The 25,861-nt window shown below is 73.1% G+C and carries 27 protein-coding genes; 12 read left to right on the top strand and 15 right to left on the bottom strand.

Going from position 1 to position 25,861, the window contains the following annotated elements; all coding sequences use genetic code 11:
- Positions 1 to 44: 44 nt before the first annotated feature.
- Positions 45 to 1,550, bottom strand: coding sequence for a cryptochrome/photolyase family protein (locus M3677_RS15800; RefSeq protein ID WP_251161014.1), 1,506 nt, complete (start codon positions 1,548 to 1,550; stop codon positions 45 to 47).
- Between the two features lie 280 nt (positions 1,551 to 1,830).
- Here M3677_RS15800 and M3677_RS15795 point away from each other — a divergent pair, with 280 nt between their 5' ends.
- Complete coding sequence (locus M3677_RS15795; protein WP_251161013.1) at positions 1,831 to 2,715, top strand: aminoglycoside phosphotransferase family protein; 885 nt, start codon at positions 1,831 to 1,833, stop codon at positions 2,713 to 2,715.
- A 12-nt stretch (positions 2,716 to 2,727) separates the two neighbouring features.
- On the opposite strand, the gene M3677_RS15790 is transcribed toward M3677_RS15795, so the two are convergent.
- Positions 2,728 to 3,282 carry a TetR/AcrR family transcriptional regulator gene (locus M3677_RS15790; RefSeq protein ID WP_251154545.1) on the bottom strand — a complete coding sequence of 185 codons (555 nt, stop codon included), beginning with the start codon at positions 3,280 to 3,282 and terminating at the stop codon, positions 2,728 to 2,730.
- 69 nt (positions 3,283 to 3,351) lie between these two features.
- Here M3677_RS15790 and M3677_RS15785 point away from each other — a divergent pair, with 69 nt between their 5' ends.
- On the top strand, positions 3,352 to 4,092 hold the full coding sequence (locus M3677_RS15785; protein ID WP_200884106.1) for a hypothetical protein: 741 nt from the start codon (positions 3,352 to 3,354) through the stop codon (positions 4,090 to 4,092).
- 65 nt (positions 4,093 to 4,157) lie between these two features.
- Here M3677_RS15785 and M3677_RS15780 read toward each other — a convergent pair whose 3' ends face one another.
- Entirely contained in the window at positions 4,158 to 5,021 is an 864-nt protein-coding gene (locus M3677_RS15780) for an NAD(P)H-binding protein (RefSeq protein ID WP_251161012.1), read from the bottom strand.
- An 85-nt stretch (positions 5,022 to 5,106) separates the two neighbouring features.
- Between M3677_RS15780 and M3677_RS15775 the strand changes: the two genes are divergently transcribed.
- Entirely contained in the window at positions 5,107 to 5,865 is a 759-nt protein-coding gene (locus M3677_RS15775; protein WP_251161011.1) for a TetR/AcrR family transcriptional regulator, read from the top strand.
- Positions 5,866 to 5,890: 25 nt separating this feature from the next.
- Here the strand turns inward: M3677_RS15775 and M3677_RS15770 are convergent, their stop codons facing one another.
- Positions 5,891 to 6,433: a hypothetical protein gene (locus tag M3677_RS15770; protein ID WP_251161010.1), complete on the bottom strand. Its 543-nt coding sequence runs from the start codon at positions 6,431 to 6,433 to the stop codon at positions 5,891 to 5,893.
- A gap of 99 nt (positions 6,434 to 6,532) precedes the next feature.
- Here M3677_RS15770 and pnuC point away from each other — a divergent pair, with 99 nt between their 5' ends.
- Both pnuC and M3677_RS15760 read left to right on the top strand, forming a co-directional pair.
- Positions 6,533 to 7,198, top strand: a complete 666-nt coding sequence (gene pnuC / locus M3677_RS15765) for a nicotinamide riboside transporter PnuC (RefSeq protein WP_066655568.1) — start codon at positions 6,533 to 6,535, stop codon at positions 7,196 to 7,198.
- Positions 7,199 to 7,272: 74 nt separating this feature from the next.
- The gene (locus tag M3677_RS15760) at positions 7,273 to 7,905 is read left to right on the top strand and encodes a TetR/AcrR family transcriptional regulator (RefSeq protein ID WP_251161009.1); all 633 of its coding nucleotides are present in this window, start codon (positions 7,273 to 7,275) and stop codon (positions 7,903 to 7,905) included.
- A 64-nt stretch (positions 7,906 to 7,969) separates the two neighbouring features.
- On the opposite strand, the gene M3677_RS15755 is transcribed toward M3677_RS15760, so the two are convergent.
- From M3677_RS15755 to M3677_RS15730, 6 genes are all read right to left on the bottom strand, one after another.
- Entirely contained in the window at positions 7,970 to 9,196 is a 1,227-nt protein-coding gene (locus tag M3677_RS15755) for an ABC transporter permease (protein WP_251161008.1), read from the bottom strand.
- Positions 9,193 to 10,161: an ABC transporter ATP-binding protein gene (locus M3677_RS15750; protein ID WP_251161007.1), complete on the bottom strand. Its 969-nt coding sequence runs from the start codon at positions 10,159 to 10,161 to the stop codon at positions 9,193 to 9,195. The genes M3677_RS15755 and M3677_RS15750 overlap by 4 nt, the downstream gene beginning before the upstream one ends.
- 231 nt (positions 10,162 to 10,392) lie before the next feature.
- Positions 10,393 to 12,054: a glycoside hydrolase family 13 protein gene (locus M3677_RS15745; RefSeq protein WP_251154546.1), complete on the bottom strand. Its 1,662-nt coding sequence runs from the start codon at positions 12,052 to 12,054 to the stop codon at positions 10,393 to 10,395.
- 86 nt (positions 12,055 to 12,140) lie between these two features.
- The gene (locus M3677_RS15740; RefSeq protein WP_066655554.1) at positions 12,141 to 13,046 is read right to left on the bottom strand and encodes a carbohydrate ABC transporter permease; all 906 of its coding nucleotides are present in this window, start codon (positions 13,044 to 13,046) and stop codon (positions 12,141 to 12,143) included.
- Positions 13,046 to 13,996, bottom strand: coding sequence for a carbohydrate ABC transporter permease (locus M3677_RS15735; protein WP_251161006.1), 951 nt, complete (start codon positions 13,994 to 13,996; stop codon positions 13,046 to 13,048). The genes M3677_RS15740 and M3677_RS15735 overlap by 1 nt, the downstream gene beginning before the upstream one ends.
- Positions 13,997 to 14,006: 10 nt before the next feature.
- The gene (locus M3677_RS15730) at positions 14,007 to 15,305 is read right to left on the bottom strand and encodes an extracellular solute-binding protein (RefSeq protein WP_251161005.1); all 1,299 of its coding nucleotides are present in this window, start codon (positions 15,303 to 15,305) and stop codon (positions 14,007 to 14,009) included.
- 134 nt (positions 15,306 to 15,439) lie between these two features.
- On the opposite strand from M3677_RS15730, the gene M3677_RS15725 reads away from it, so the two are divergent.
- The 4 genes from M3677_RS15725 to M3677_RS15710 all read left to right on the top strand — a co-directional run bounded on the left by M3677_RS15725 (position 15,440) and on the right by M3677_RS15710 (position 17,752).
- The gene (locus M3677_RS15725) at positions 15,440 to 16,639 is read left to right on the top strand and encodes an ROK family protein (protein ID WP_251161004.1); all 1,200 of its coding nucleotides are present in this window, start codon (positions 15,440 to 15,442) and stop codon (positions 16,637 to 16,639) included.
- Positions 16,640 to 16,699: 60 nt separating this feature from the next.
- Positions 16,700 to 16,963, top strand: coding sequence for a type II toxin-antitoxin system prevent-host-death family antitoxin (locus tag M3677_RS15720; RefSeq protein WP_066655545.1), 264 nt, complete (start codon positions 16,700 to 16,702; stop codon positions 16,961 to 16,963).
- The gene (locus tag M3677_RS15715) at positions 16,956 to 17,231 is read left to right on the top strand and encodes a type II toxin-antitoxin system RelE/ParE family toxin (protein WP_251161003.1); all 276 of its coding nucleotides are present in this window, start codon (positions 16,956 to 16,958) and stop codon (positions 17,229 to 17,231) included. Before M3677_RS15720 ends, M3677_RS15715 begins: the two co-directional genes overlap by 8 nt.
- A gap of 86 nt (positions 17,232 to 17,317) precedes the next feature.
- Complete coding sequence (locus M3677_RS15710) at positions 17,318 to 17,752, top strand: hypothetical protein (RefSeq protein ID WP_251161002.1); 435 nt, start codon at positions 17,318 to 17,320, stop codon at positions 17,750 to 17,752.
- A 42-nt stretch (positions 17,753 to 17,794) separates the two neighbouring features.
- Here the strand turns inward: M3677_RS15710 and M3677_RS15705 are convergent, their stop codons facing one another.
- A complete protein-coding gene (locus M3677_RS15705; RefSeq protein WP_251161001.1) occupies positions 17,795 to 18,805 on the bottom strand; it encodes a GntG family PLP-dependent aldolase in 1,011 nt (336 codons plus the stop codon).
- A 96-nt stretch (positions 18,806 to 18,901) separates the two neighbouring features.
- Between M3677_RS15705 and M3677_RS15700 the strand changes: the two genes are divergently transcribed.
- Entirely contained in the window at positions 18,902 to 19,822 is a 921-nt protein-coding gene (locus tag M3677_RS15700; protein ID WP_251161000.1) for a metallophosphoesterase, read from the top strand.
- 81 nt (positions 19,823 to 19,903) lie between these two features.
- Positions 19,904 to 20,965 (top strand): NADP-dependent oxidoreductase, encoded by a 1,062-nt coding sequence (locus M3677_RS15695; RefSeq protein WP_081984992.1) that lies wholly within the window; start codon positions 19,904 to 19,906, stop codon positions 20,963 to 20,965.
- Between the two features lie 76 nt (positions 20,966 to 21,041).
- Here M3677_RS15695 and M3677_RS15690 read toward each other — a convergent pair whose 3' ends face one another.
- From M3677_RS15690 to M3677_RS15680, 3 genes are read right to left on the bottom strand one after another with little or no spacing between them, the layout of a single operon-like run.
- Positions 21,042 to 21,884: an ABC transporter permease gene (locus tag M3677_RS15690; protein ID WP_066655521.1), complete on the bottom strand. Its 843-nt coding sequence runs from the start codon at positions 21,882 to 21,884 to the stop codon at positions 21,042 to 21,044.
- Positions 21,871 to 22,860, bottom strand: a complete 990-nt coding sequence (locus tag M3677_RS15685) for an ABC transporter ATP-binding protein (protein WP_066655518.1) — start codon at positions 22,858 to 22,860, stop codon at positions 21,871 to 21,873. The genes M3677_RS15690 and M3677_RS15685 overlap by 14 nt, the downstream gene beginning before the upstream one ends.
- Entirely contained in the window at positions 22,857 to 23,927 is a 1,071-nt protein-coding gene (locus M3677_RS15680; RefSeq protein ID WP_081985322.1) for a sigma-E factor regulatory protein RseB domain-containing protein, read from the bottom strand. The genes M3677_RS15685 and M3677_RS15680 overlap by 4 nt, the downstream gene beginning before the upstream one ends.
- Positions 23,928 to 24,077: 150 nt before the next feature.
- Here M3677_RS15680 and M3677_RS15675 point away from each other — a divergent pair, with 150 nt between their 5' ends.
- On the top strand, positions 24,078 to 25,733 hold the full coding sequence (locus M3677_RS15675) for an FGGY-family carbohydrate kinase (RefSeq protein WP_209684959.1): 1,656 nt from the start codon (positions 24,078 to 24,080) through the stop codon (positions 25,731 to 25,733).
- Here the strand turns inward: M3677_RS15675 and M3677_RS18200 are convergent.
- The coding region (locus M3677_RS18200; RefSeq protein WP_285844872.1) for an RpiB/LacA/LacB family sugar-phosphate isomerase at positions 25,631 to 25,861 on the bottom strand (231 nt) is incomplete at its 5' end. The two genes, M3677_RS15675 and M3677_RS18200, sit on opposite strands and share 103 nt — an antisense overlap.

The raw sequence follows: 25,861 nt of genomic DNA, 5'->3' as shown, positions 1-25,861 counted from the left end.
TGCGTGCGCGGTGGTGACCGGCGTCGGACGGGACGCGGGGCCGGTCAGGGCGTGCCGCGCCGCGCCTCCTGGTCCACCACCTCGTCGAGGTCCGCCAGCTTCCGCATCTGCTGCAGTGGCCGCGCCATCCGGTTGTTCTCCCGCAGCGCGGGCTCGGTGCGCGACAGGAACGCCCAGTAGCCGGCGGTGAAGGGACACGCGTCCTCGCCGAGCCGCTTGGTCGGGTCGTAGCGGCACCCGCCGCAGTGGTCCGACATCCGGTCGATGTAGCGGCCACCGGAGGCGTACGGCTTCGTCGCGACCATCCCGCCGTCTGCGTGCTGCGACATCCCGATGATGTTCGCGGGCATCACCCAGTCGGTGCCGTCGACGAACACGTCGGTGAACCACTCCGTGAGGTGGACCGGGTCGTAGCCCCGCTGCAGGGCCCAGTTGCCGAGCACCATGAGCCGTTGGACGTGGTGCAGCCAGCCGTGGTCGTGCAGGCCCTCCAACGCGGTGGACAGGCAGACCGCGTCGATCTCGGACGCGTCGAGCTCCTGCCACCAGCGGGGGAGCCGCTCGTGTGCGCCGAGGGCGTTCTCCTCGGCGCCGTAGTCGTCGCCGAACCACCAGTAGAGGTGCCAGACGTAGTCGCGCCAGCCCGCGACCTGGCGGACGAAGCCCTCGACGCTCGCGAGCGGGGCGTCGTGGTCGCGGTGCGCGGTGAGGGCTGCCTCGACGACCTCGAACGGGTCGAGCACGCCGAGGTTCATCGGCACGCTGAGCAGCGAGTGCGCCATGGTCCAGTCGTTCGTCAGCGTGGCGTCCTCGAACGGCCCGAAGTCCCCGAGCCGGACCTGCACGAAGTCGTCGAGGGCCTGCCGGGCCTCGTCGGCGGTCACGGCGAAGCGGCGGGTGTCGTCCCTGCCGACGAAGCGGACGAGGCCGTCGTGTTCCCAGCGGTCGAGGTCGTGGCGGACCTCGTCGTCGATCTCGTCCTCGGTCGGCCACCACGGATCGGGCAGCCCGAGCGTGGTCGCTCCCCTGGGCGGTGGTTCCCGGTTCTGGTCGTCGAGGCTGAACTTCCCGCCGATCGGCTCGTCCGAGTGCATGAGCCAGCCCTCGCGGCGGCGGACCCGCTCGTAGTGGGTCTCCATCCGGAAGCGTCCGGTGCGCTCGGCGGCCCACTCGGCGAACTCGGCCTCGTCGGTGATGAAGCCGCGGCTCGGCAGGATCTCGGTGCCACGGCCCCAGTGCCGGACCTGCGCGCGCAGGGTGCGGGAGGGTGGGTCGACCACGTCGAGGTCGTCCCGGCCGACCAGCGCGTCCTTGAGACCCTCGACCTGTACGTGCTCGGCCCGGTCGCCGAGCTCCCGCACCCGGTGGCGGAGGGCGCTCAACCAGAGGTGTGCCTTCGCCCGGTGCATCGGTCGTGCGGTGAAGAACTCGCGCGCCTCGACCACCAGCGCGGGGCCGCCGTCGTCGAACAGCGGTCCGTACTGCCCCGGGAGGACGAGCCGGGTGCGGTCGGTGCTGCCGGCGTCGGTGCTGCCGTGGTCGGGTGCCATGCCCGGACGCTACCGGCGGCGTGTGACGCCCGGCTGACGGCGCGTGTGCCCCGACGTCGGCGTCGGCGGCCAGGGCTGGCCCGGCGGCCGCGTTCCGGTCGCACGACGTGCCGCTCGTGTTCGGCGGGCGCGGCACCCCCGGAACGGCCGCCGACGGCACGTCGTGCGACCGAGGGCCGCCGACGACCGGCGTCGGCGACGCCCCCTGCACGGGTCGGACTGGAGGCCCGGATCGCCCCCGCCCCGCCACCCCTGTCCCGGCGCTCGGTACGCTCCGAGCATGTGGCCGACCGAGCAGGACTGGCGTGCGTCCGTCCCGCGTCTGCTCGCCCGCGCGGTCGAGCGCTGGGACCTGCGCCCCGGCGAGCCGTACGTGGGCGGCAGCGTCTCGCACGTCGTCCGAGTGCGGCTGCCCGACGGCGGCGATGCCGTCCTCAAGCTGTCCCTGCCGCACCGCGAGGCCGAGCACGAGGCAGCAGCGCTCGGGTGGTGGGACGGCGCCGGGGCGGTCCGCCTGCTCGCCGTGGACCCGGACGACCCCTTCGTGCTGCTGCTCGAGCGCTGCGACCCCGGCACCCGCCTCGTGCAGCGTGACGACGTGCCGGCCGAGGAGCGCCTGCGCACCGCGGGTGGTCTGCTCACGCGGCTCTGGGCGACCGGGATCCCGGACGACCACCCGTTCGAGTCCGTCGCCGACGTCGCCGCGGAGTGGGCGGCGCTCGCCGATGCCCGGATGCTCGAGCTCGCGCCACCCTTCGACCCCGGACTCGTGCGCCGCGGCACCGACCTGCTCCGCACCCTGCCCCGCGGCGCCCCACGGTCGGTGGTCGTGCACGGGGACGCGAACCCCGGCAACGTGCTCGCGGCGGTCCGGGCGCCGTGGCTCGTCATCGACCCGAAGCCGATGGTCGGCGATCCGGCCTACGACCTGAGCCCGGTGCTCGTGCAGGTCGACGACCCCTTCCGCACGGGCGACCCCCTGCGCGCCGTCCGGCACCGGGTCGCCGTGCTGTCGGACACGACCGGCCAGTCCCCGGACCGCATCGCCGCCTGGTGCACGGCACGGCTGGTCGAGTCCGCCCTCTGGTCGGTGAGCAGGGGAGCGCTCGGCGACGGTGTCGACGCGATGGCCCGTGCTGCGGTGGTCGACGGGCTCGGCGCCTGACCACCGCGGGGTTCACCTCCGCGGGAGCCCGGCGACGTAGGCCGTGAGCACCGCGTGCGGATCGACGGCGGCGACCGCGCCGACCCGGTAGAGCAGCAGGGCGTCGACGATCCCGACGAGGTCCCGTGCGGAGCCGTCCGGGTCCACGACGCCGATGCCGTCGAGCAGGGTCCGTGCCGCTCGGACGAGGTCGTCACGCACCGGGTCGGCGCCGGTCAGGGGAGCACGCAGTCCGGGGTCGTCGCGCAGTTCGACGAGGAGCGCGAGCCGGGCGGCCTGTGCATCGCCGCGAGCAGCGAGTGCGTCGAGGAACCCGGTGGCGACCGCGACGACCGAGGCGTCGTCCGGGTCCTCCGGCAGCTGGAGTCCGGCGACGTCGGACGCCAGCTGCTCGGTGATCCGCGCCGCCACCAGCGCGAGCAGTGCGTGCCGGGTCGACGCGTAGTACGTCGTCGACCCGGGCGGGACCCCTGCCTCGGTGTCGACGCCGCGGTGGGTGAGCGACCGCGCGCCGCCGCGCGCCACGAGGCGGACCGCCGCGTCGGCGAGGTCGTCGCGTCGTCCCAATGGCTTCCCCTCTCGGCCAGGACATCGTACTGTTCTCTACATCTGTAGAGGATCGATCGGGAGGGTGTCGTGCGCGCAGTCGTCGTCGGCGGGGGAACATCGGGTCGAGCGATCGGAGCGGCGATCGCCGCGCGGGGCTGGGCGGTGCAGGTGTCGTCGCGGCGGACGGGGTTCGACGTCCTGCGCGACGACGTCGCGGCTGTGCTCCGGGGTGCCGACGTGGTGGTCGAGGCCACCGGTCGCTTCACGACGAGCCGCCGACGAGCCACCGACTTCTTCGTCCGGTCGACCACCGCGGTCGGTTCGGCTGCCGCAGCGGTCGGGGCGCGGCACGTCCTGCTCTCGGTCCTCGGGTGCGAGCGTCCGGAGGTGCAGGGGTACGGCTACTTCGCCGGCAAGGCAGCGCAGGAACGGGCCGCCGCGACGACCGGTGCCGAACTGTCGGTGGTGCGCTCGACGCAGTGGCACGAGTTCGCGGAGCAGAACGCCGAGCGTTTCGGTGTCGGTCGCGTCGCGCTGGTCCCGGCGATGACGATCGCTCCCGTGGCGCTGACCGCGGTGGCCGCCGTCGTGGCGGAGGTCGTCTCGGGTGAGCGCAGGGAGCGACGCGTCGAGGTCGCCGGGCCGCGGCGGACGACACTGCTGGCGATGACGGAGTCGCTGCCCGCTCCCGGCATCCGTGCGCTGCCGCTCCGCATCCCCGGTCGGCTGGGGCGCGCGTTCCGCGACGGTGCGCTCCTGCCGGACGTGGGTACGGAGGTGGTCGGACCGTCCTTCGACGAGTGGCTCACCGCGCGGTCGCGCCACTGATGCCGGTCGGCCGGTCGGCCGGGGCGTCGCGCTCGCGGCAGGCCGACCGGCACGACGGCGTCCGCTCAGCGCGTGCCGGCGACGACGGCGTCGAGTGCGTCGTCCGCAGACCTCGGCTCGCGGCCGAGCAGCGTCCGGAGCGTCGGGTCCGTCCCCGCGAACCACCCTCCGGCCGCTGCCTCGTACATGCCGAGCAGGAACCGGACCATGCGATCGTCCTGCCCCGCCGCGACGGCGCCGCCGACCCACTGTTCCGCGTCGACGAGCCGGAAGCCGACGTCGCGACCGACGCGCTCGGCCAGCCGGTTCGTGAGCTCCCCGAAGGTCGGTGCCGCGGTCGCGGTGATGGTCACCGGTCCCTCGGCCGGCGTCTCCTGCAGCAGCAGGGCGGCGGCCGCCTCGGCTGCGTCCTCACGGGCGGTCCAGGACACCGGTCCGTCTGCCGGCAGGGCGACCGTCCCCGTCTCCGGCCACGGCCCCAGCAGCCACTGCAGGCTGTGGGCGTAGAAGCCGTTCCGGAGCGAGGTCCACCGGAGGCCCGACTCGGCGAGCAGGTCCTCGGTGGCGGCGTGGTGCTGTGCCGGCACGAACGGGGACGCCGCTCCCGCGCCCTGGTGGCTCGTGTAGAAGACGTGTCCGACGCCGGCGCTCGCCGCGGCCTGCACGGCGTTCCGGTGCTGCCGGACGGTGTCCCCTCCCGGGTCGTTCGACGAGACGAGCAGCAGGCGGTCCGAGCCGGCGAAGGCCTCGACCAGGCCTGCCGGGTCGTCGTGGTCGCCGTGACGCACCGTCACGCCGCGCTCGGCGAACCGCGCGGCGCGTGCGGGGTCCCGTGTCACCACCGTGAGCCGGGATGCCGGGAGGTGGTCGAGGAGGTGGTCGGCGGTGGCGCCGTTGAGTGCGCCGGTCGCTCCGGTGATCGTGATCATGGTGGCCTCGTTCGTGTTAGCGATGGAAACACGAGAACCGTAGCGCTGGTTTTCGGTGGAAGCAAGCACCTGTTAGCGTTGATCCGTGACCAGTACCGCACCGGCGATCGACTCCCGTCGCGACGTCCGCGAGCGCATCGTGGTCGGCGCTGCGGAGCTCCTCCACGACGGCGGTGTCGACGCGGTGACGACGCGAGCGGTCGCCGCAAGAGCAGGAGTGCAGGCGCCCACGATCTACCGGCTCTTCGGGGACAAGGACGGACTGCTCGACGCGGTCGCCGAGCACGTCACGACGGTGTTCAGCGCCGAGAAGGCCGCGATGGTCGACGCCGCCGGAGCGGACGGGACGGACCCGGTCGAGGCGCTCCGCGCGGGATGGGACGCGACCATCGCCTTCGGGCTCGCCAACCCCGACCTGTTCGTCATCATGAGCGACCCGCGTCGCGGGCGAGGGTCACCCGCCGTGGCGGCCGGGCTGCGTGTGCTCGAGGAACGGTTGCGACGGGTCGCGGTGGCCGGACGTCTCCTCGTCGGGGCGTCGGAGGCGGTCCGGCTGGTGCACGCGGCCGGTACCGGTGCCGTGCTCGCGATCCTGGGCGAACCGGAGGGCCGACGCGACCCTGCCCTGGCCGAGACGGTCTGGGCCGCGGTCGAGGCGCAGGTCGTCGTCCCCGAGCGCGACGTCGTCGCCGGTCCCGACCGGGCGCTCCGCACCGCGGCGTCGACCCTGCGCGCCGGCGTCGAGGAACTCGACCGACTGACGGCAGCCGAGCGCGCTGTCCTGGCGGAGTGGCTCGACCGCGTGGCGGCGGGGCGTCGGGAGTCCGACTCCGGAGGAGCCTGACCGTCCGACCCGCGTCGGACGCAGCTCAGTCGGTCGCGCCCCTCGGCGGGTCCACGAGCAGCGCGACCCGGTCCCGCAGGTAGTCCTCGAGCGGCACGGCGGTCCCGGAGGTGGGGGACCAGCGGACGACCGGTTCGCCGTCGACCACGGCGAGCACACCGTCGGCCCCGACGAGCGAGTCGTCGAGCGGGATCGGCACCGCGCCGTGGTTGACCGTGTCGCCCGCGGCGAAGTGCCCCTTCGCCGCGGCCGCCCGGTAGGCGCGGCGCACCTCGGCGGAGACCGAGACGAACTGCTGGCGTCCGGGGTCGGTCACGCGGGTGATCTGCCCGGTCGCCCAGACCCCGCCGGCGGTCTCGGGGGACGATCCGAGCAGCAGGGCTCCGACGCGCCAGACCCGGCCGAGCGAGCGGATCGTCGGCTCCCGACGGATCCCGAGGACCGCACGGGGCTCGACGTACTCGCCGAGGGCCTCGTCGCGGACGCCGGCTGCCCGCAGGCGCGCGGCCGCGTGGTCGAGCAGGGTCTGCGCTCGCCGCACCGCGTCCTCCACGAGCCCGTCCGTCACGCTGCCCGAGCCTAGACCGGCACGTCACACGGGGTCGCGCGGCCGGAGGAATGCGCCCGCTGCCCGTACGGTTGCACGGTCTCGGAACGAGGAGGGCCCATGGGCATCGTGCGGTGGTTGTTCGACGCGCAGCTCGTCATCGGCGACCAGACCGTGCTCTGGCGCGAGGTGATCGGCAACGTGTTCGGGCTGCTCAGTGCGCTCGGCGGGATGCGTCGCAGGGTCTGGGCGTGGCCGGTGGGGATCCTCGGGAACGCCCTGCTCTTCACGGTGTTCATGGGTGCGCTCTTCGACACCCCGAACCCGGTGAACCTGCTCGGCCAGGCCGGCCGACAGGTCATGTTCATCGTCGTCAGCGTCTACGGGTGGTACCGGTGGACGCACCGCGCGGACGAGGCGACGACCGTCGTCGAGCCGCGGTGGGCCTCCTGGTCGACCCGGGGGCTGCTGGTGCTGGCGCTGGTGGGCGGCACCGCCGTCCTGACGCCCGTGTTCCGGGCCCTCGGCTCGTACGAGCCGGTCTGGAGCGACGCCTGGATCTTCGTCGGGTCCGTGCTGGCGACGTACGGCATGGCGAAGGGCTGGGTCGAGTTCTGGCTGATCTGGGTCGCGGTCGACCTGGTCGGGGTGCCGCTGCTCTTCTCGGCCGGCTACTACGCGTCCGGGCTGATGTACGTCTTCTACGGCGCCTTCACCCTGACCGGGTTCTTCGTCTGGGTACAGCAGGGGCGCAAGCCGTCGGCGGCGCCGGTGACGGTGGGCTGACGCGCTCGACAGGTGTTGCCTGACCCCCGCACTGGGTGGAGACACGCCGGGGCCGGGTGCGGTGGACTGTCGGGATGGCAGACATGCACGGCGGGTCCGTCGAGGGCGACGCGTCGCTGGCCGAGCGGATCGTGCGCGGGGCGATCCGGGCCTACCGGCTGCACCCGTTCCACGAGGTCGACGCCGGTACGGTCGCCGAGACCTGCGGCGTGGACCGCCCGGTCGTCGACCGGCTCTTCCCGACCTGGGACGGACTGCTCCTGGTGGTCTACGACCGCTGGCTGCAGCTCCGCGGATCCCGCCGGTCGTCGGTGCCGCGGTGCACGCTCGAGCACGTGCGGATGACCCTGGCCGAGGACGTCGCCGACCCCGGTCTCGTCCGGGTGCTCGCGGGCGTCGTGACCCTCGCCGCGTCCGAACGGGACTTCGCCGGCTTCTTCCGCAAGCGCTTCGAGGAGTACGTCGAGGAGCTCACCGTCGGGCTGCAGCGCGACGTCGACGCCGGTCTGGAGACCATCGGCATCCCCGCCCACCAGGCCGCGACCCAGTTGCTCGCGGTCTACGAGGGACTCCAGCTGCAGATGCTCGTCCGGCCGTACCTCGACGTCCTGGTCGAGTACGACCGTGCCGTGCACACGCTCCGGCACGGCTGGCGTGAGCCCGAAGCCGTGGCCTGGGACGTGGACGAGGCGCTCGTCCGCGGCTGACCCACGAGCGGTGCCGCCGTCGACACCCGTCGGCCCGTCGACGACCCGCGTCCGTCGGACCGCGTCAGCGTGCCCGGGCTCGGCCCCGGCGCCAGCCGGCGATCTGCCGCACCGTGACCTTCGACCCGTACTGCGCCACCGAGTGGCGGAACAGGTACTCGGCGAACCAGAGCAGCACCGCGGCCACGGCGAACACCTCGACGATGCAGACGACGGACTCGACGACGGACAGCGATCCGACGGCGTTCCGGACCATGGCGGTGATCGGCGTGAAGGTGGGGAAGTACGTGAAGAACGCCGCCACCGGCGACGACGGCGTCGTCATCACGAAGAACGCCGCGTAGAGCGGGATGATCAGGGCGAAGATCGCGGCGGACTGCAGCGTCGAGGCGTCCTTGATCGAGGGCACCGCAGCGCCGACGGCGACGAAGAGCCCGCAGGCGAGCAGCACCCCGCCGACGAGCAGCAGCGCACCGACGACCATCCGCCACGGGTCCACCGTCAGGCCGCCGAGCCGCGACGCGACGAGGGGCAGTGCGACCAGGGCGACCGCGAGCCCCGGCAGCACGACGACCCCGACCTGCACGAGCCCGACGAGCAACATGGCGAGGACCTTGCCCCGGATCAGGTCACCGGCCGTCACCGCGGTCAGGATCATCTCGGAGATGCGGTTCTCCTTCTCCTCGACGACCACCGTCACCATGCGGGTCGCGAGCAGGATCACGATGCCGAAGAACGCGAGGGCGTAGAGCAGCGGCGGGACGATCGACAGCCAGCCCGGGGCGACGCGGCCGTCGGCGTACGTGGTCAGGTCGGTCGACGGCGGGGCGCGGAGGAGCGCCACCGCCTCCTCGTCACCGACCGAGGCCGCGACGCTGCGTTCGAGCACCCGCTCGGCGAGCGAGGAGTAGCCACCGTTCTCGAACAGTCCGCGGTCGGCGGCATCCAGCCGGATCGCCTGCGCCGACGGCTTCTCCGGGTACTCGACGAAGAGCTCGAGCGTGCCCGCCCGGACGGCCGCGCGGTCGGCGGCCGGGTCGTCGGACGGCGACCCGCCCCACTCGGCCGCGACCCGCGCCGACACCAGGCCCGAGTGGTCGACGTACCGGAACGAGGTCTTCGCCGCCGAGGCGCTCGACGAGATCGAGTCGGAGCCGGCCGCCTGTCCGACGCCGACGAGCACCGAGACCAGGACGACGACGATCGGGAGCGCGAGGGTGCCGATCCAGAACGCGGGCTTCTTGACGGCGCGGACGAACTCGAAGCGCACGACCGTCCCGAGCCGGCTCACGCCGCTGCCCCGCTCGTGGTGGTGTGCTGCGTCGACGCCCGGCCGGCCGGGGCCTGGTCGGCCCCGGCGTCGTGGCCGTAGACCTGGACGAAGATCTCGTCGAGCGGGATGCGGCGCATCTCGAACGCGGTCACGTGCACACCTGCGCCGACGAGCGCGGCGAGGATGTCCGACCCGTCCACCGCGGCTGCCTCGGTGGGCACCAGGTGGGCGACGTGACCCTCGTGCCGGGCGAGGCGGTACAGGGGAGAACGGGGGACCGTGCCGGTGAGCTGCACCCGGGCGACGGCGCCGCCGAAGGCGTCCTGCACGTCGGGGATGCTGCCGTACGCGGCTGCCCGGCCGTCCTTGAGCAGCAGGATGCGGTCGCAGAGGCGCTCGACCTCGTCCATGTGGTGCGTGACGAGGACCACGGTCGCGCCGTCCGCCTTCCGCTCGTCGACCAGGTCGAGGAGCAGCCGACGGTTGACCGGGTCGAGCCCCTTCGTCGGTTCGTCGAGGATGAGCAGGCGCGGTCGGTCCATGATCGTGATGCCGAGCTGCACCTTCTGCTGCTGCCCGCCGGACAGCTTGTCGACACGGAGCTTCGCGCGGTCGGCGAGCCCGACGCGCTCGAGGTACTCGGTGCTCCACGCCGCGGCCTCGGTGCGGCGGAGGCCCCGCAGCGTGCCGAAGTAGGTCATGACGTCGAGCACGGACTCCTTGCGGTACAGCCCGCGCTCCTCCGGCAGGTACCCGATGCCGCCGGTCGCGGGTCGGTACGGTGCGCCGTCGACGAGCAGGGTGCCGGAGGTCGGCGTCGTGATGCCGAGCAGCGCCCGGATCGTGGTGGTCTTGCCCGAACCGTTGCTGCCGAGCAGCCCGAAGGTCTCGCCGGGGGCCACGTCGAACGACAGCCCGTCGACGACGTCCCGGTCCCCGAAGCGCATGACGAGGTCCCGCACGCTGATGCTCGCGCCGCTCATGCTGCCGACCCTACCGGCGGCCGCCGCGAGTTCCGCCCGCCCGTTCCTTCCCATCGCACGTGCGGTGGGAAGCGAGAACGGGCGTACCTGGTCGAACGGTTCGACCCGGTACGCCCGTTCCCACCTGGTACGCCCGGTCCTGCCCGGTGGGCGACGACCGAGGTGACCACACGACGGACGGGAGGCGCGGTGCCTGCCTGCACCGCGCCTCCCGTCCGCCACCGGGTTCCGTCAGGAACGCAACCAGGCGGTCCCCACACCCGACAGTGCGCCGTCTGCCACCGGCGCGGAGGCGAGCAGTAGCTCGCCGGCGGGGAGTGCGTACGGCTCGTCGCCGAACACCGTCACGCTCGTCCAGCCGTTCGGCCGGCGGAACGCGAGCACGTCGTCGCGACCGGTCTCGAGCCACTCGAGGTGCTCCTCGGACTGCAGCTGGCCGCGCAGGCCCAGGGCCTTCCGGTACAGGTTCAGCGTCGAGTCGGGGTCGGCGTCTTCCGCCTCGACCGAGACCTGCGCGAACCACGCCGGCTGCGGCAGGTGCGAGCCGCCGTCGCCGAACCCGAACGACGAACCCTGCCGCGTCCACGGGATCGGCACGCGGCAGCCGTCACGGCCCACGTCGACGCCCGGGTTCCGGAAGAACGCCGGGTCCTGGCGCTCGGCGTCGGGGATGTCGCCGACCTCGTGCAGGCCGAGTTCCTCGCCCTGGTAAAGGTAGGCGGAGCCGGGCAGTGCGAGCTCGAGGAGCGTCGCCGCCTGGGCCCGACGGAGTCCGAGCGAACGGTCGAGCGCCGCCTGGTCACCGCCCGCGAGCAGCCACGCGGACCCCTGCTTCTGCTCGTCGCCGTTCCGGGCGGGCAGTGCGTAGCGGGTGGCGTGCCGGACGACGTCGTGGTTCGAGAACACCCACGTCGTCGACGAGCCGGACTGCTCGGCGAGCCCGAGGTTGAACTCGATGATCGTGCGGAACTGCTGTGCGTCGAAGTCCGCCTCGAGCAGGTCGAAGTTGAACGCCTGCCCGAGTCCCTCGGCGCTGGCGTACCGGGCACGGCGGTCGGCTGCGACCCAGGCCTCGGCGACGGCGGTCCGTGCCGGGGTGTACTCGTCGAACACCGTCCGCCACTCGGCGTAGATCTCGTGCACGTCGTCGCGGTCCCACAGGATGTGCGAGCCGTCCTTCGGGGCGGCGAGCACCTCGGCCCACGTGGGCAGCTCGCCCGCGGGCAGGTCCTTCGCCAGGCCGTGCGCCACGTCGATGCGGAAGCCGTCGACACCACGGTCCGACCAGAAGCGCAGCGTGTGCAGGAAGTCGTCGCGCACCTCGCGGTTCGCCCAGTTCAGGTCGGGCTGCTCCGTCGCGAAGTTGTGCAGGTACCACTGGCCGTCGCCCACGGCGGTCCAGGCCGGGCCGCCGAAGATCGACACCCAGTCGGCCGGCGCCTCGGACCCGTCGGGACCGGTGCCGTCGCGGAACACGTAGCGGTCCCGGGCCGGGCTGCCCTTCGGCGACGCCAGCGCCTCGCGGAACCACTCGTGCCGGTCGCTCGTGTGGTTCGGCACGATGTCGACGATGACCCGGATGCCGGCGCCGTGCAGGGCATCGACCATCTCGTCGAAGTCGGCGAGGGTGCCCAGACGCGGGTCGACCTCGCGGTAGTCGTCGACGTCGTAGCCGCCGTCGGCCAGTGCGGACGGGTAGAACGGGCTGAGCCAGACGGCCTCGATGCCGAGGGAGGCCAGGTACGGCACCCGCGAGGTCACCCCGCGGAGGTCGCCGATGCCGTCGCCGTCCGCGTCGGCGAACGAGCGGGGGTACACCTGGTAGACGCTCGCCTGGCGCCACCAGGTCTCGGCGTCGATGGCGGCTGCGGGCTGGACGAGCGTGTCGGTCACGTCGGGCCTTTCGTTGTTCGTGCGGGTGGTGGTCGTGGTCGTTGCAGCTGCGTTCGTGTCCGCGGTCGCGGACTGCGACGGCGGGGTCACTTGATCGCGCCCTGGGTCACGCCGGCCATCACCCATCGCTGGGTGACGAGGTAGACGATGATCGCCGGGGCCATCGCCATCAGGTACGAGGCGAACGACACGTTGTAGTTGTTGCTGAACTGCGTCTGGAACATCTGCTGCAGCACCGGCAGGGTCTGCAGCGCCGGGTCCGAGGTGATCAGCGACGGCATCACGAAGTCGTTCCAGGACGCCAGGAACGCGAAGATGCCGACGGTGGCGCTCATCGGCGCGAGGAGCGGGAACACCAGTCGCCAGAACACCTGCCCCGTGCTCGCACCGTCGATGCGGGCACTCTCCTCCAGCTCGGCCGGGATCGAGCGCAGGAACGCGGTGAAGAGCAGCACGCTGAACGACAGCTGGAACATGACGTGCAGGATCGCGACGCCGAACGGGTTGTCCAGCCCGGCGAGGCCCGTGAGCTTCACCTGCGACAGTGCGAGCACCGGGAACGGCAGGAACATCGCGGCGAGCAGGTAGAAGAACGACCAGCGGAAGAAGCGGCGCTCCCAGTTCCGGGCGATGGCGTACGCCGTGAACGACGCGAGCAGGATCGTCCCGACGACGGTGATCGCCGCGATGAGCACCGAGACGCCGAACGCCCGCGGGAAGTCCGTGAGCTCCCAGGCCTGCACGAAGCCGTCGACGCTGAACGGCGCCGGCAGCGAGAACGCGTTGCCGTCCACGGCCTGCGTCGTGGTCTTGAACGCCATCGTCACGGTGACGTAGAGCGGGACGAGGACGGACAGGGTGCACAGCGCGAGGACGATCGTGACCGGCCAGTTGAACCGTTCACCGCGGCGTCCGGCGGTGCGGTCGGCGTCGACCGACCGGATGCTGCCGGTCGCCGTCGTGCCCGGACGGAGGGGTGCTTGCATGGTCATCAGAGCGCTGCCTTCCCGCGGGTCGCCCGCAGCTGGATCACGGCGATGACGACGGCGATCACGAAGAAGATCGTCGCGTTCGCCATCTGGTACGCGTAGTCGCCGCCGCTGAAGCCCTTGAAGATCGACATCGCGACCGTCGTGGTCGAGGTGCCCGGGCCGCCGTCGGTCAGGCCGACGACGATGTCGTACGAGTTCAGGAAGTTCTTGAACCCGATCACGAGGTTGATGAGGATGTAGCCCGCCGTCAGGGGTGCGGTGATCGAGACCAGCTGCCGCCAGGCGCTGGCACCGTCGAGCGCCGCGGCCTCGTACACCTCGCCGGGGATCGACAGGACGCCGGCGATGTAGATGAGGAGCGTCGACGGGATCGCCTGCCAGGCGGTCACGACGACGATCGCGACCCACGCCAGGTCGGGGTTCGCCAGGATGCTCTGCTCGAGCGGAACGATGCCGAGCGTGGTCGCGAGCGCCGGCAGGCTGTTCGCGAAGAGGAACGAGAACACGTAGGCGATGACGATGCCGGAGATCACCATCGGCAGGACGAAGACGCCGCGGAGCGCGATCTTGCCGCGGATCTTCGACGTCAGCGCGATCGCGAGCAGGAACGCCACGGCGTTCACCAGGAGCACGGTGACGAGCGAGAACCCGATGGTGAACAGGTACGCCTGCAGGATCGCGGGGTCGGAGAACACCGCGACGTAGTTCGTCAGGCCGGTGAACCGGAACTCGCCGAAGCCGACGGAGTTCGTGAAGCTCAGCACGATGCCCATCGCTGCGGGGAGCGTGATGGCGAGGGTGAAGAGCACGAGCGTGGGGACGAGGAACAGGAGGAAGAGCGGATCGACGCGCTTGGCGCGTCCGCGGACGCCGGCCTGGAGGCGCGGTGCGGCTCCGCCCCGGCGGCGGCGGTCCGCCGTCGTGATCGATGCGGTGGTCGTGGTGGCCAAGGTCGTCTCCTTACGCGGCCGACCGGAGCGCGAGCCGCGCCCAGTCGCCGTCGAGGGTGCGGAGTTGCGGGTCGGGCGCACCGCCGAAGGCGATGGACTGCAGGTAGTTCGCCACCGGGATCTCGGCGGGGATGAGCTGCGAGGCGCCGAGGTAGAACGCGGCCTGGTCGTACGAGTCCTGCATGCCGCGGAGCGCGGGGTTCGAGACCGGAGGAGAGTCCTTCCGCACGCCGAAGCCGTTGTTGTCGGCGTTGTACCGGTCGCTGATCTCCGGGCTCATCAGGAAGGACAGGAACTCGCGGGCGGCCTCCTGCTTCCGTGAGGCCTCGGGGATCCAGAGCCCGAGGTCGACGTTGACGCGCACCTTGTTGTCGGCGGGGTCGTCGGTCGCCGGGAACGGGAAGGTGCCGAGGTCCATGTCGGGGTTCGTCTTCGCGATCTCGCCGAGCGCCCAGGGGCCCTGCAGGTACATCGCCGCCTTCCCCTGCGCGAACGCGAGGTTGCCGTCGCCGTAGCCTCGGCTGGCGGCGCCCTGCTGGTGCCACTGCAGCAGGTCCACCATGCGACCGACGGGAGCGGCGAAGTCCTTCTCGAACGACACCGCCGACCCCCTGCCGACCGAGGTGCCCTCGCGGTCGAGCGCCGCGAAGGTCGACGGCACGTCGAGCATGCCGCCCACCGAGTAGTCGAACATGCCCTGGGCGATCGTCCAGTTGTCCTTGTACGTGCCGTACATCGGGGTGATCCCGGCCTTCACGAGACGCTCGCACACGTCGGTGAACGCGCTCCAGGTCGTCGGCACCTCGAGACCCTGCTGCGCGAACAGCTGCTTGTCGTAGATCACCGACGCGGCGGTCACCGAGTAGGGCAGGACGCTCGTCCGGCCCGGGTAGTCGGCGGTCTGGCGCATCAGGGGCCAGAGGTCGGGGTTGATCGTGTCCTTCTCGGGCAGGTCGGACAGGTCGGTCAGGGCCCCGTGCTCGACGAACGACACCATCGCGTAGTTGTAGTTCAGGCACCCGAGGTCCGGCGGTCGGTTCCGGACGAGGTTCGCGGACATGTTCGACGTCGAGTCGCGGACCACGCGGATCGTCGACTGGCTGTCGTGGAACTTCGCGATGACGTCGTCGAAGTACCCGATGACCTCGGGCTTCGACACGTAGAAGGTGATCGTCTCGGGTCGGCTGCTCGATCCTCCGAGCGGGGCGCACCCGGCGAGTGCCAGGCCCGCGCCGATGCCGCCCGCACCGAGCAGGAACCCGCGGCGGGTGACCCCGGCCGTGCTCCTGGTGGTGGCGTGTGCTTGCACGTCGTCTCCGTCCGTCCGGACCCGGCGTCCCTGCCGTTCCGACTCGCGTGCCGGCGTCGGTGTCGGCTCGCGCGACTAAATGTACTCAGAAAATCTAATCGCGCAAGCAAGTCGCGTCGCGGTAGGGTCGGCGCATGCCACAACGCCGTGTGACCCCCCGCGCGACCAGCGCCGAGACGGTCCTGGCGTACGCCCTCGAGCCGTCGTCCGGTGCCTTCACGGCGACCGAGGCGATCGACGCCACGGGGCTGACCCGCTCGACCGTCCTCGCCGCGTGCGCGGAGCTCGTCCGGCTCGGCTGGCTCCGCGACCTCGACGACGCCCGTACGGCAGGGGAGTACCGGAAGGGCCGGCCCGCCCGGCGCTGGGAACTCGTCGCGGACGCGGGGGTCGTCGTCGGCGTCGACGCGGGGCAGCACCGCGTCACCGCGCTCGTCGCCGACCTGCGGGGCACCGTCCTCGCCCGCGCCGAGGTGGCGCTCGGCGAGTCCGGGCTCGAGGTGCCCGTCCGGCTCAGTGTGACGACCGACACCGTCGCGGCGGCGCTCACCGCGGCGGACGTGGACGCCGCCCGCGTGCTCGTGACGGTCGTCGGCATCCCGGCTCCGGTCGACGCGCTCGGTGCGTCACCCCGCGACGGCGGCTTCTGGGACAGCATGAACCCGGGCTTCTCGGACGTCGTGCCCCACGGTGTCGTCGTGGTCGAGAACGACGCGAACGCCGCCGCGCTGGCCGAACGGCCCTCCTCGGGGGACGCCTCGTTCGCGGCGCTGCTCTCGGGCGAGCGGTTCGGCGCCGGCCTGGTCGTCGACGGCGTGCTGCTCCGCGGTGCCCGGGGCGGTGCCGGTGAGCTCCGGGTGCTCGACCTGGTCGACGGGGTGGCCTCGTCGAACGGCATCGGACGCACCGCCCGCGAGCTCGTCCGCGCGGCGCGGGCCGACGGGCGCATCGGTCCGGCTTCCCTGCTCGGCGGCGTCGAGGAGCCGGGCGCCGAGGCGGTGTTCGCCGCCGCCGCGCTGCTCGACCCGGTGGCGCTCGAGGTCGTCGACCGCCTGGGGGACCGCCTCGCCCGGGTCTGCGTCCTGCTCGCGAGCCTGCTCGACATCGACCGCGTGGTCGTCGCCGGAGCGATCGCCGACGCCGCCGCTCCCGTGATCGAGCGGGCGCGCGAGCACCTGGCTGCCTGGGAGTACGACCCGACGCCCGAGGTCGTGCCGTCGCGGCTCGGCGGCGACGTCGTGGTCCTCGGCGCCGTCGCGCGTGCGCTCGACCTCGTGCACGCCGATCCGCTGGCCTTCCCGCTGCCCGCCGAGGCCCCCGCCGTCGCGACCTGACCGCCGATCCGCTCCCACCGAGCCCTTCCCGACCGGACGTACGAGTCGTACGATCGGTACATGTACAACCTGCCCGCGAGTGAAGCACGCCAGCGATGGTCCGACCTCATCGACCATGCGCACCGCGAACCGGTCGCCATCACGGTCCGCGGCCGCGAGCAGGTCGTCGTGCTCGAGGCGGAACTGGCTCGCCGGGCACTGCAGGCGCTCGAGGACGCGATGGACCGGGCCGCTGTCGATCGCGCTCGGCGGGAACTCGCGGAGGACCCGGAGACGCTGCCCCTCGAGCAGGTCGCCCGCGAGCTGGGCATCACGCTTGGGTGAAGCCTCGCCCGTCGAGTACCGGGTCGAGCTGACCAAGCGTGCCGCGAAGGCGCTGACGAAGCTCGACCGGGTCGTGCAGCGGCGGTTGCTCGCCGCCCTGGTCCTGCTCCGCACGACGCCGCGTCCGCCAGGGTCGACCGCGCTGGTCGGCCGGCCGGGCGAGTTCCGGGTCCTTGTGGTCGACCACCGGATCGTCTACGAGATCGTCGACGATCGTCTGGTGGTCCTCGTGCTGGTCATCGGCCACCGCCGTGACGTGTACCGCTGAACCCGACCGACCGACCGACCGACCGACCGCCGACCCCCCTGGGCCGATCAGTGACACCGCGGCTCGGTCCGCGGCAGACTGGGCCCGTGACGATCCGACCCGTCCTCGTTCCCACGGTCCTCGGTTTGCTCGCGGTGTTGTGCACCGGGTGCGTCGCCGTCGGTCCGGAGGAGGGTGTCCTCACCCTGACGGGCAGCGACGCGGCCCCGCTCCCGGTGTGCAAGGGCGCAGCACCCGTCTCGGTCTCCGCCCTGGCGTCCGACGACCCGCCAGCGTGCGAGCCGACCGGTCAGGTGCTCGTCTTCCCCGACGGAGGCCAGCTGCAGTTGCCGGGGGGATCGCTCGGCACCGGTTCGCAGGCTGCCGCGTCGGGCGTCCGGTACGCGTACAGCGGTGTCGGGCGGTTCGGCGTCGTCGCGGCGCAGGCCGGTCCTGGTTGCGTCGATGTCCAGGAGTGGGGGACCCCGGACGCGTTGCGTCGGGTCCACGACGCCTTCGGCTCGCGCTGGATGTGCGACTGACCGGGCGCGGGACGCGAGCGCCCGGCGGCCGCTCGCGGCCCCTCAGCGGGGGAGCGCCGCCAGGACCTCGGCGGCACGGGCGGCCTGCTCGGCGCTGACGTCGAGGTGCGTCACGAGCCGGACGTGGCTCGGGCCGAGCTGCATCACCCGCACGTCCCGCTCGGCGGCCGCGGCCACGAAGGCTGCCGGATCGGTCACCTCGGCGAAGACGATGTTCGTGTCGACGGTCGCGGGGTCGACGTCGAGCGCGGACGCGAGCACCCGGGCGTTGGTGTGGTCCTCGGCGAGACGGTCGACGTGGTGCCGGAGCGCGTACCGGCCCGCCGCGGCCAGGAAGCCCGTCTGCCGCATGCCCCCGCCGTAGCGCTTCCGCCAGGTGCGGGCCGCGGCGACGTGCTCCCGGGAGCCGACGAGCACCGAGCCGACCGGCGCGCCGAGCCCCTTCGACAGGCAGACCGACACGGTGTCGAACCCCGCGGCGAGGTCGCGCAGCGCGATCCCCGACGCGACGTGGGCGTTCCACAACCGGGCACCGTCGAGGTGCACCGCGATGCCGTGCTCCCGCGCGAACGCCTGCACGGCGTGCACCTCGTCGACGGGCTGCACGGTCCCGCCACCGAAGTTGTGCGTGTTCTCGATCGCGATCGCCGTCGTGGACACGCTGTAGGCGCCGGCGTTCGGCTCAGCCACCTCCGCGACCGCCGCCGCGACGAGGCGTCCGCGGTCCGAGGGCCACGTGCGCGTCGTGATGCCGGAGAACACCGCCGCGGCACCGAGTTCGGCGCGGACGACGTGGGCCCGGACGTCCGCCAGGAGTTCCTCGCCCGGCGCGACGTGCAGCCGCAGCCCGAGCTGGTTCGCCATCGAGCCGGTCGGGGTGAAGAGCCCGGCTTCGTGGCCGAGCAGGTCGGCGACCTCGCGCTCGAGGGCGTTCGTCTCCGGGTCCTCGCCGAAGACGTCGTCACCGACCTCGGCGTCGGCCATCGCCCGGCGCATCGCGGGCGTCGGGCGGGTCACGGTGTCGGAGCGCAGGTCGATCGGAGCGTCGGTCACCGGGCAACGCTAACCCGCCGTCCGGTCCGTCGATCACCAGGCAACACCGACCCGCCGTCCAGTCCGTCGATCACCGGCGTCGCTACGGTGAGGCCCATGCAGCCGCCAGCAGCCGGGACCCTCCGCATCCTCCACCTGTCCGACACGCACCTGACCGGTGACGGTGCCCTGCACCAGGGGTCGGTCGACACGACGGCGGCGTTGGACGCGGTGCTCGCGCACGTCGACGGGGTCCCGGGCGTCGGCCTGGTCGTGGTCTCGGGGGACGTGTCCGAGGACGGGAGTCCCGCGTCCTACCGCACCGCTCGCGAGCGGATCGGCGCATGGGCGCAGCGGCACGGCGCCGCACTCGTCCTCGTCCCCGGCAACCACGACCTCCGCGAGGGCTTCCGCCAGGTCCTCGCGAACGGCCACGTCCTCGGCGAGGGCGGCACGCCGCTCGCGCACACGATGGAGTACGTCCCGCCGTCCGTGCCGGTCTCCGGGCAGTCGGTCGTCGCCGGCTTCCGCGTGGTGACGGTCGACACGAGCGTCCCCGGTGCCGGCTACGGCGCGCTCAGCGACGCCGCGCTCGAGCGACTCCGCGCGGCGCTCACCGGCGAGCCCGTCCCGCACGGCACGGTCGTCGTGCTCCACCACCCGCCGGTGCCCTCGCCGACCTTGCTGCACGAGGCCCTCCGCCTGCAGGACCCCGAGGACCTCGCCGAGCTCCTCGACGGCTCGGACGTCCGGGTGGTGCTCGGCGGGCACCAGCACCACCACAGCGCCGGGTCGCTCGCCGGCGTCCCGGTGCTCGTCGCGCCCGGGGTCGCGAACGACACGGACGTCGTCGGACCGTACGCCGAGGAGTCCGCCCACGTCGCCCACGGCGCACTGGTCGTCGACGTCGCCACCGACGGCTCCGTCTGGTCGACACCGGTCCGCGTCCCCGACCCGGACCGCGACGTGCTCGCCTTCGCGCTCGACGCCGAGACGGTGGCACGGATCGCGGAGCAGGCGGGGCCCGCCGCGCGCTGACGGCGCCCGGTACCCCTCGCTCACGGACACCGTTCCGGCGTCGCGAGTACACCGGAGCCATGCCCACGGAAGGAGTCCCCCATGCGCATCGGTAGTGCAGTGCAGTACGACCGGTACGGCGGGTTCGACGTCGTCGACCTCGTCCCGCAGGAACGTCCCGAGCCCGGACCCGGCGACGTCGTCGTCGAGGTCGTCGCCGCCGGCCTGAACCACGTCGAGCGGTTCCTCCGCGAGGGGAAGCTGCGCGACCACATCGACCTCGAGTTCCCTGCCCACCAGGGCGTCGACTTCGCCGGCATCGTCCGGGCCCGCGGCGCCGAGGTCCGTGACCTCAAGGTCGGCGACGAGGTGATGGGCCACGCGCCCGAGGGCGGTGCCCACGCCACCTGGATCCGCGTGCCCCGCGGTGCGGTCGTGAAGAAGCCCGAGCACGTCGGGTGGGAGGTCGCCGGCGGCCTCTACCTGGCCGGCGCCACCGCCGCGACGATCGTCCGCGGACTCCGTCTCGGGCCCGACGACACCGTCGTGATCTCCGCCGCTGCCGGCGGTGTCGGGCACATCGAGTGCCAGCTGGCGCACGATGCCGGCGCGACCGTCATCGCCCTCGGCAGCCCGCGGAACCACGACTACCTGCGGCAGATCGGTACGCTGCCGGTCGCGTACGGCGAAGGCGAGGAGGACCGCATCCGGCAGATGGCGGCCGGCCGGCCGATCACCGCGTTCATCGACAACCACGGCGGTGGCGGTGCAGCGGACCTCGCATCGCGGCTCGGCGTGCCGTCGGAGCGGCTGGTGACCTCCGAGCACCGCCGCGACGTCGAGATCCGGTTCCTGCGGGCACCGGCCGACGACGAGGAGGCCCGTGACCTGCTCACCCTGCTCGGCAAGGCCGTGCAGGACCGCCGCGTGCAGGTGCTCATCTCGGGCTTCTACCCGTTCGAGTACATCGTCGACGCCTACGAGGACCTGGCCGAGATGCGCTCCCGCGGCAAGGTCGTGATCGGCATGCAGACGGTGGAGACCGGTGCGCGACTCGACTGGTACCGCTCGGAGAAGGCGCGTGACCTGCGCGACCGCTACGCCGATGCACGAGGCGCGGACACCGAGACGATGGCCGGCGGGTCGGCGAGCCCGGAGGCCTGAACCACACGCGCGACGATCGGGCCCGGTCTCCGGCAGGAGGCCGGGCCCGATGCGTGCGCGGGAGAGCGTGCGTCGGCTAGCTGAGGACGTCCTTCGTCGCGAACCGTCCGTACGCCAGCGCCCCGAACACGGCCACCCAGCCGAGCTGCAGCAGCGCGTTCGCCCCGAAGGAGTCGAACGCGATCGGGTCGCGGAGCAGGTCGCCGAAGCCGAGCCACAGGTGCGAGAACAGGAACGGGTGCAGCCAGTCGAGCTGCGGGAGCTGGTCGAGCACCTGCGACACCCCGGCGAGCACGACCGTCGCGGCCATCGCCCCGACCGGCACCGTCGTCAGCGTCGAGGCGAAGAGCCCGATCGCGGCCAGCCCGAGCATCGACAGGGCCACGTACAGCGCGAGGAGCAGTGCGCGGCCGGCGTACGACCAGCCGCCGACCTGCGTCCCCGACAGCAGGGTCACCGGGCCGATCGGGAAGAGCAGTGCGCCGATCGCCGCGCCGACGAGCACGACGAGGAGCGTCGCGGCCAGGCAGAACGCGACCGTGGCGGCGTACTTGACCAGGATGAACCGCAGGCGGCCGGTCGGGGCCACCAGCAGGTAGCGGATCGTGCCGTGCGACGCCTCGCCCGCGACCGTGTCCCCCGACACGACCCCCACGGTCAGGGGCAGGAACAGCGGGATCGACACGGTGAGCGCGGTGAACGCGACGAAGAGGCCGTTGTTCGTGATGTCCCCGAGGAACGCGGGACCACCGGAGTCACCGTCGGTGGTCAGGCGCACCGCGATCGCGATGAGCACCGGGACCAGGGCGAGGGCACCGAGCATCGCCCAGGTCCGGCGGCGCCGGAACAGCAGCGCGAGCTCCGACCCGAGCAGGGCGAAGGGGCGGACGGGACGGCGGACGGGCTCAGGCTGCGACATCGAACCCCTCTCCGGTGAGCGCGACGAACAGGTCCTCGAGGGTGCCGCCGCCCACCGCGACGCCCCGGACCCGGACGTCGGCACGGACGAGGTCGGCCGTGACGGTCTCGGGCAGGACGTCGTCGGGCAGGTCGGCGACCAGGACGTCCGCACCGGTGTCCCGACGCGGGGAGAGCCCCAACCGCACGAGCACCGCCGAGGCCTCGCCCACGTCGGGGGTCCGGACGGTCAGGGTCCGTCCGCCCGTCGCCCGGAGCTCGTCGAGGGACCCCTGCGCCACGAGGCGCCCGCTCCGCATCACCGCGGCGTGCGTGCAGACCTGCTCGATCTCGGCGAGCAGGTGGCTCGACACGAAGACCGTGGTGCCGTCGTCGGCCAGCGAGCGGATGAGGTTGCGGACCTCGCGGGTCCCCTGCGGGTCGAGGCCGTTCGTCGGCTCGTCGAGCACGAGGAGGTCACGCGGCGCGAGCAGTGCGCCCGCCAGGCCGAGGCGTTGCTTCATGCCGAGCGAGTAGGCGTGTGCCTTCTTGTCGGCGGCGTGGCCGAGCCCGACGCGGTCGAGCGCCGTCGCGACACGGTCGTGGCGGGTGCGCGGGTCGGAGGTCGGGTCCGCCGCGTCGAACCGCTGCAGGTTCGCCCGACCGGACAGGTACGGGTAGGCGGCCGGACCCTCGACCAGCGCGCCGACGCGGGGGAGGACCTCCTGCAACGCGCCCGGTACCGCACGACCGAGCACCTCGATCGTGCCGCTCGTCGCCGCCGACAGGCCGAGGAGCATCCGGATGGTGGTGGTCTTGCCGGAGCCGTTGGGTCCGAGGAACCCGAAGACCGATCCGCGCGGGACGGCCAGGTCGATGCCGTCCACGGCGCGCTGCCGGCGGAACACCTTGACGAGCGACTGCGTCCGGATCGCGAGGTCGGGAACGGACCGGCCGGGCTCCGTCGCTGCCCGGTCCGGCTGCGGGGCTGTCGTCACTTGGCGGCGGTGACCAGCGCGGACACCGGGACGGCGCCGGCGAACACCCGGCCGTCGTCCGCCAGGTAGACCGACACGAGCGACGTCTGCAGTGCGCGGCCGCCGTCGACGGGCTTCGTCACCTGGTCGAGGAGCGCCGAGGCGTCGGAGTCCCGACCCGGTCCGGCGGTGTCGCCGGCGGGCAGCTCCACGACGCTGTCCCACCCGGAGCCGGTCACCGTCGGTCCGACGCCGCTCCGGTCGTCGCCGTGCGCCCGACCGCCCTGCCCGTGCCGGTGGGCGTCCGAGAGGTCCTTCGTCGTGACCTCGGCGCCGGACGGCGGGGTGAAGTCGAACAGTCGAGCGTCGGGCGCGCCGTAGTCGAGGCTCGTGAACCCGACCTGGAACGCCGGGTCCTGCTGCCCGGCTGCGGTCACGGTGACGCGCAGGGGCAGCCCGGTCTGCTGGTCGACGGCGAGCCGGACCGAACCGACCAGGGTGTCGTCGGACCTCGGCGTCAGGGTGACCTGCCATGCGTCGTGTCCGGCGACGCGGACCGTCGTCGGGTCGGACACCCGGGTGCTCGGGGTGATCGCGTCGACCGCACGCTCGGCCGCCTGCGCCGGCGTGGTCGCGCCGGCGGTGGGGGCGTCGGCGTCCGCGGGGAGCGTCAGGTGCACCGCAGTGCGCTCCTTCGAGTCCCAGGTCCACACGTCGGACCCGTTCCGGACCACGTCCTGTTCCGCGAGCTGCTGGGTCAGCTGGAAGCGCTGTTCGTCCTCGCCACCGACGTACACCCGCGCGGTGTGCGCGGCGGTGAGCAGTCCGAGCACGTCGGACGCGTCGCCCTCGAGCGAGGAGCCGCCGCTGCCCGAGGGGAGCTCCGGCAGCCCGAGGTCGCTCGTCTGCGCGAGCGTGCCGGAGTACTGGGCGTCCCGGGACCCCGCGATGCTCGCGAGGACCTCGGCCGCGGTGGGGTCCGAGCCCGCCACCGGTTCGGCAGCGGCGTTCGCGATCACCGGCGCGGCGATGACGCCGGCGACGACGACCGGCGCGATCGCGGCGGGCAGCCAGGCTGACTTCTGCATCGTGTCCCCTTCGGTGGAGCGGTGGGTCGCGAGCACCGTACGTCGGGCTGCCGACAGTCGGCTGGGCGTCCGCGGCTGTCGTCCCGGTGCCCGGCACTCGTAGGATCGGTCCGCCCGGCGACGGGACGACACGGCGGCGAAGGAGACGGCATGCGCGCGGTCCTCGGACTGGACATCGGTACCTCGAGCACGAAGGCGCTGCTGGCCGGGTTCGACGGCAGGGTGCTCGCCGAGGGCTGCCGGGAGCACAGCGTCGACCGCCCCGTCGAGGGGCGGGTCGAGATGGACGGCGACGCCTGGTGGGCCGAGTTCGTGGACCTGACGACCGAGCTGCTCGCGCGGGTCCCGCACGCGCGGGTCGAGGCGGTCGGGGTCAGCGGCATCGGTCCGTGCGTCCTGCTGTCGGACCAGGACGGACGGCCGCTGCGGCCCGCGATCCTCTACGGGGTCGACACCCGCACGGCGGACATGCTCGACGAGGTCGCGGCGGAGCTCGGCGGTGACGACGCCGTCCGTGCCCGGTGCGGCAGCGGGCTCAGCACACAGGCCGCCGGGGTGAAGCTCGCGTGGCTCGCCCGGAACGAACCCGACACGTGGCGTCGTGCCGGACGGTTCACGATGCCCTCGTCGCGGATCGTCGAGCAGCTCACCGGCGAGTACGTCCTCGACCACCACTCGGCCAGCCAGACGACCCCGCTGTACGACGTCCACGCCGAGCGCTGGATCGACGACTGGTGCGCGCGGCTCGCGCCCGGTCTGCGGATGCCGCGGCTGCTCTGGCCCGGCGAGCGGGCCGGTGACGTGACGGCCGCCGCGGCCGCAGCCACGGGCCTCCCGGCCGGGATCCCGGTGATCGCGGGGACCATCGACGCGTGGGCCGAGGGGGTCAGCTCCGGCGTCCCCGCGCCGGGGCGGGTGTTCCTGCAGTACGGCTCGACGATGTTCCTCATCGCGCCCACCGACCGACCGACGTCGGTCCCGGGTCTGTGGACCACGGTCGGGACCCGCCCTGGGCAGCCCTGCGTCGCGGGGGGCACCGCGACCTCCGGCGCCGTCACCGACTGGCTCCGGCGGCTCGTCGACGGCGACCGCGCAGCACTCCTCGCCGAGGCGCGGGCCGCCGGTCCGGGCGCCGGGGGACTGCTCGTCCTGCCCTACTTCGCCGGGGAGCGGACCCCGATCGCGGACCCGGACGCCCGCGGAGTGGTCGCCGGACTGACGGTCCGGCACACGCGTGGTGACCTCTACCGCGCGACGCTCGAGGGGACGGCCTACGCGGTCCGCCACAACCTCGAGGTGCTGGGCGGGGCCGGCATCGACGTGCACGAACTCGTCGGCGCCGGCGGCGGGGTGCTCGGACGACTGTGGCCGGAGATCGTGTCGGACGTCACGGGGCTCCCGCAGACCATCCCGTCCGTCACCACGGGGGCGTGCTTCGGCACGGCGTACCTGGCCGCGCTGCTCGTCGACGGCGCGGACCGCGTCGACATCCGCGCCTGGAACCCGCCGGCGGTCGTCATCGAACCGGATCCGGTGGCCTCCGAGCGGTACGACCTCGGGTACCGGGACTACCGGGAGCTCTACGAGGCGACCGTGCCGGTCGTGCACCGGTTGGCGCGCCGCCAGCGCGACGACGGGACCGCCACCGCACCGGCCGGTCCGGCGGGTGCGCTGGCGGTCCCGAGGGGGCGACCGGCGTCAGGTCACGCGGTGGCGGTGACCCCGGCGTCGGTGCCGGCTGCGCCTCCGGCGTCGGTGCCGGCTGCGCCTCCGGCGTCGGTGCCGACGGGCGCGGAGCCGTCGTAGCCGCAGATCGCGGCGACCTTCTCCGCGCTCGCGCTCGACGGGTCGAACGTGTACCCGAGCCACTCCTTCGCCATGCGCCGGGCGACCTCGATGCCGACGACCCGCTGGCCCATGCAGAGCACCTGGGC

Origin of the sequence: Curtobacterium sp. P97 (genome assembly GCF_023712445.1) — a bacterium.
Classification (GTDB): domain Bacteria; phylum Actinomycetota; class Actinomycetes; order Actinomycetales; family Microbacteriaceae; genus Curtobacterium.
The sequence above is the reverse complement of the archived record's forward strand: the minus strand, read 5'-3'. Positions and strand labels throughout refer to the sequence as shown.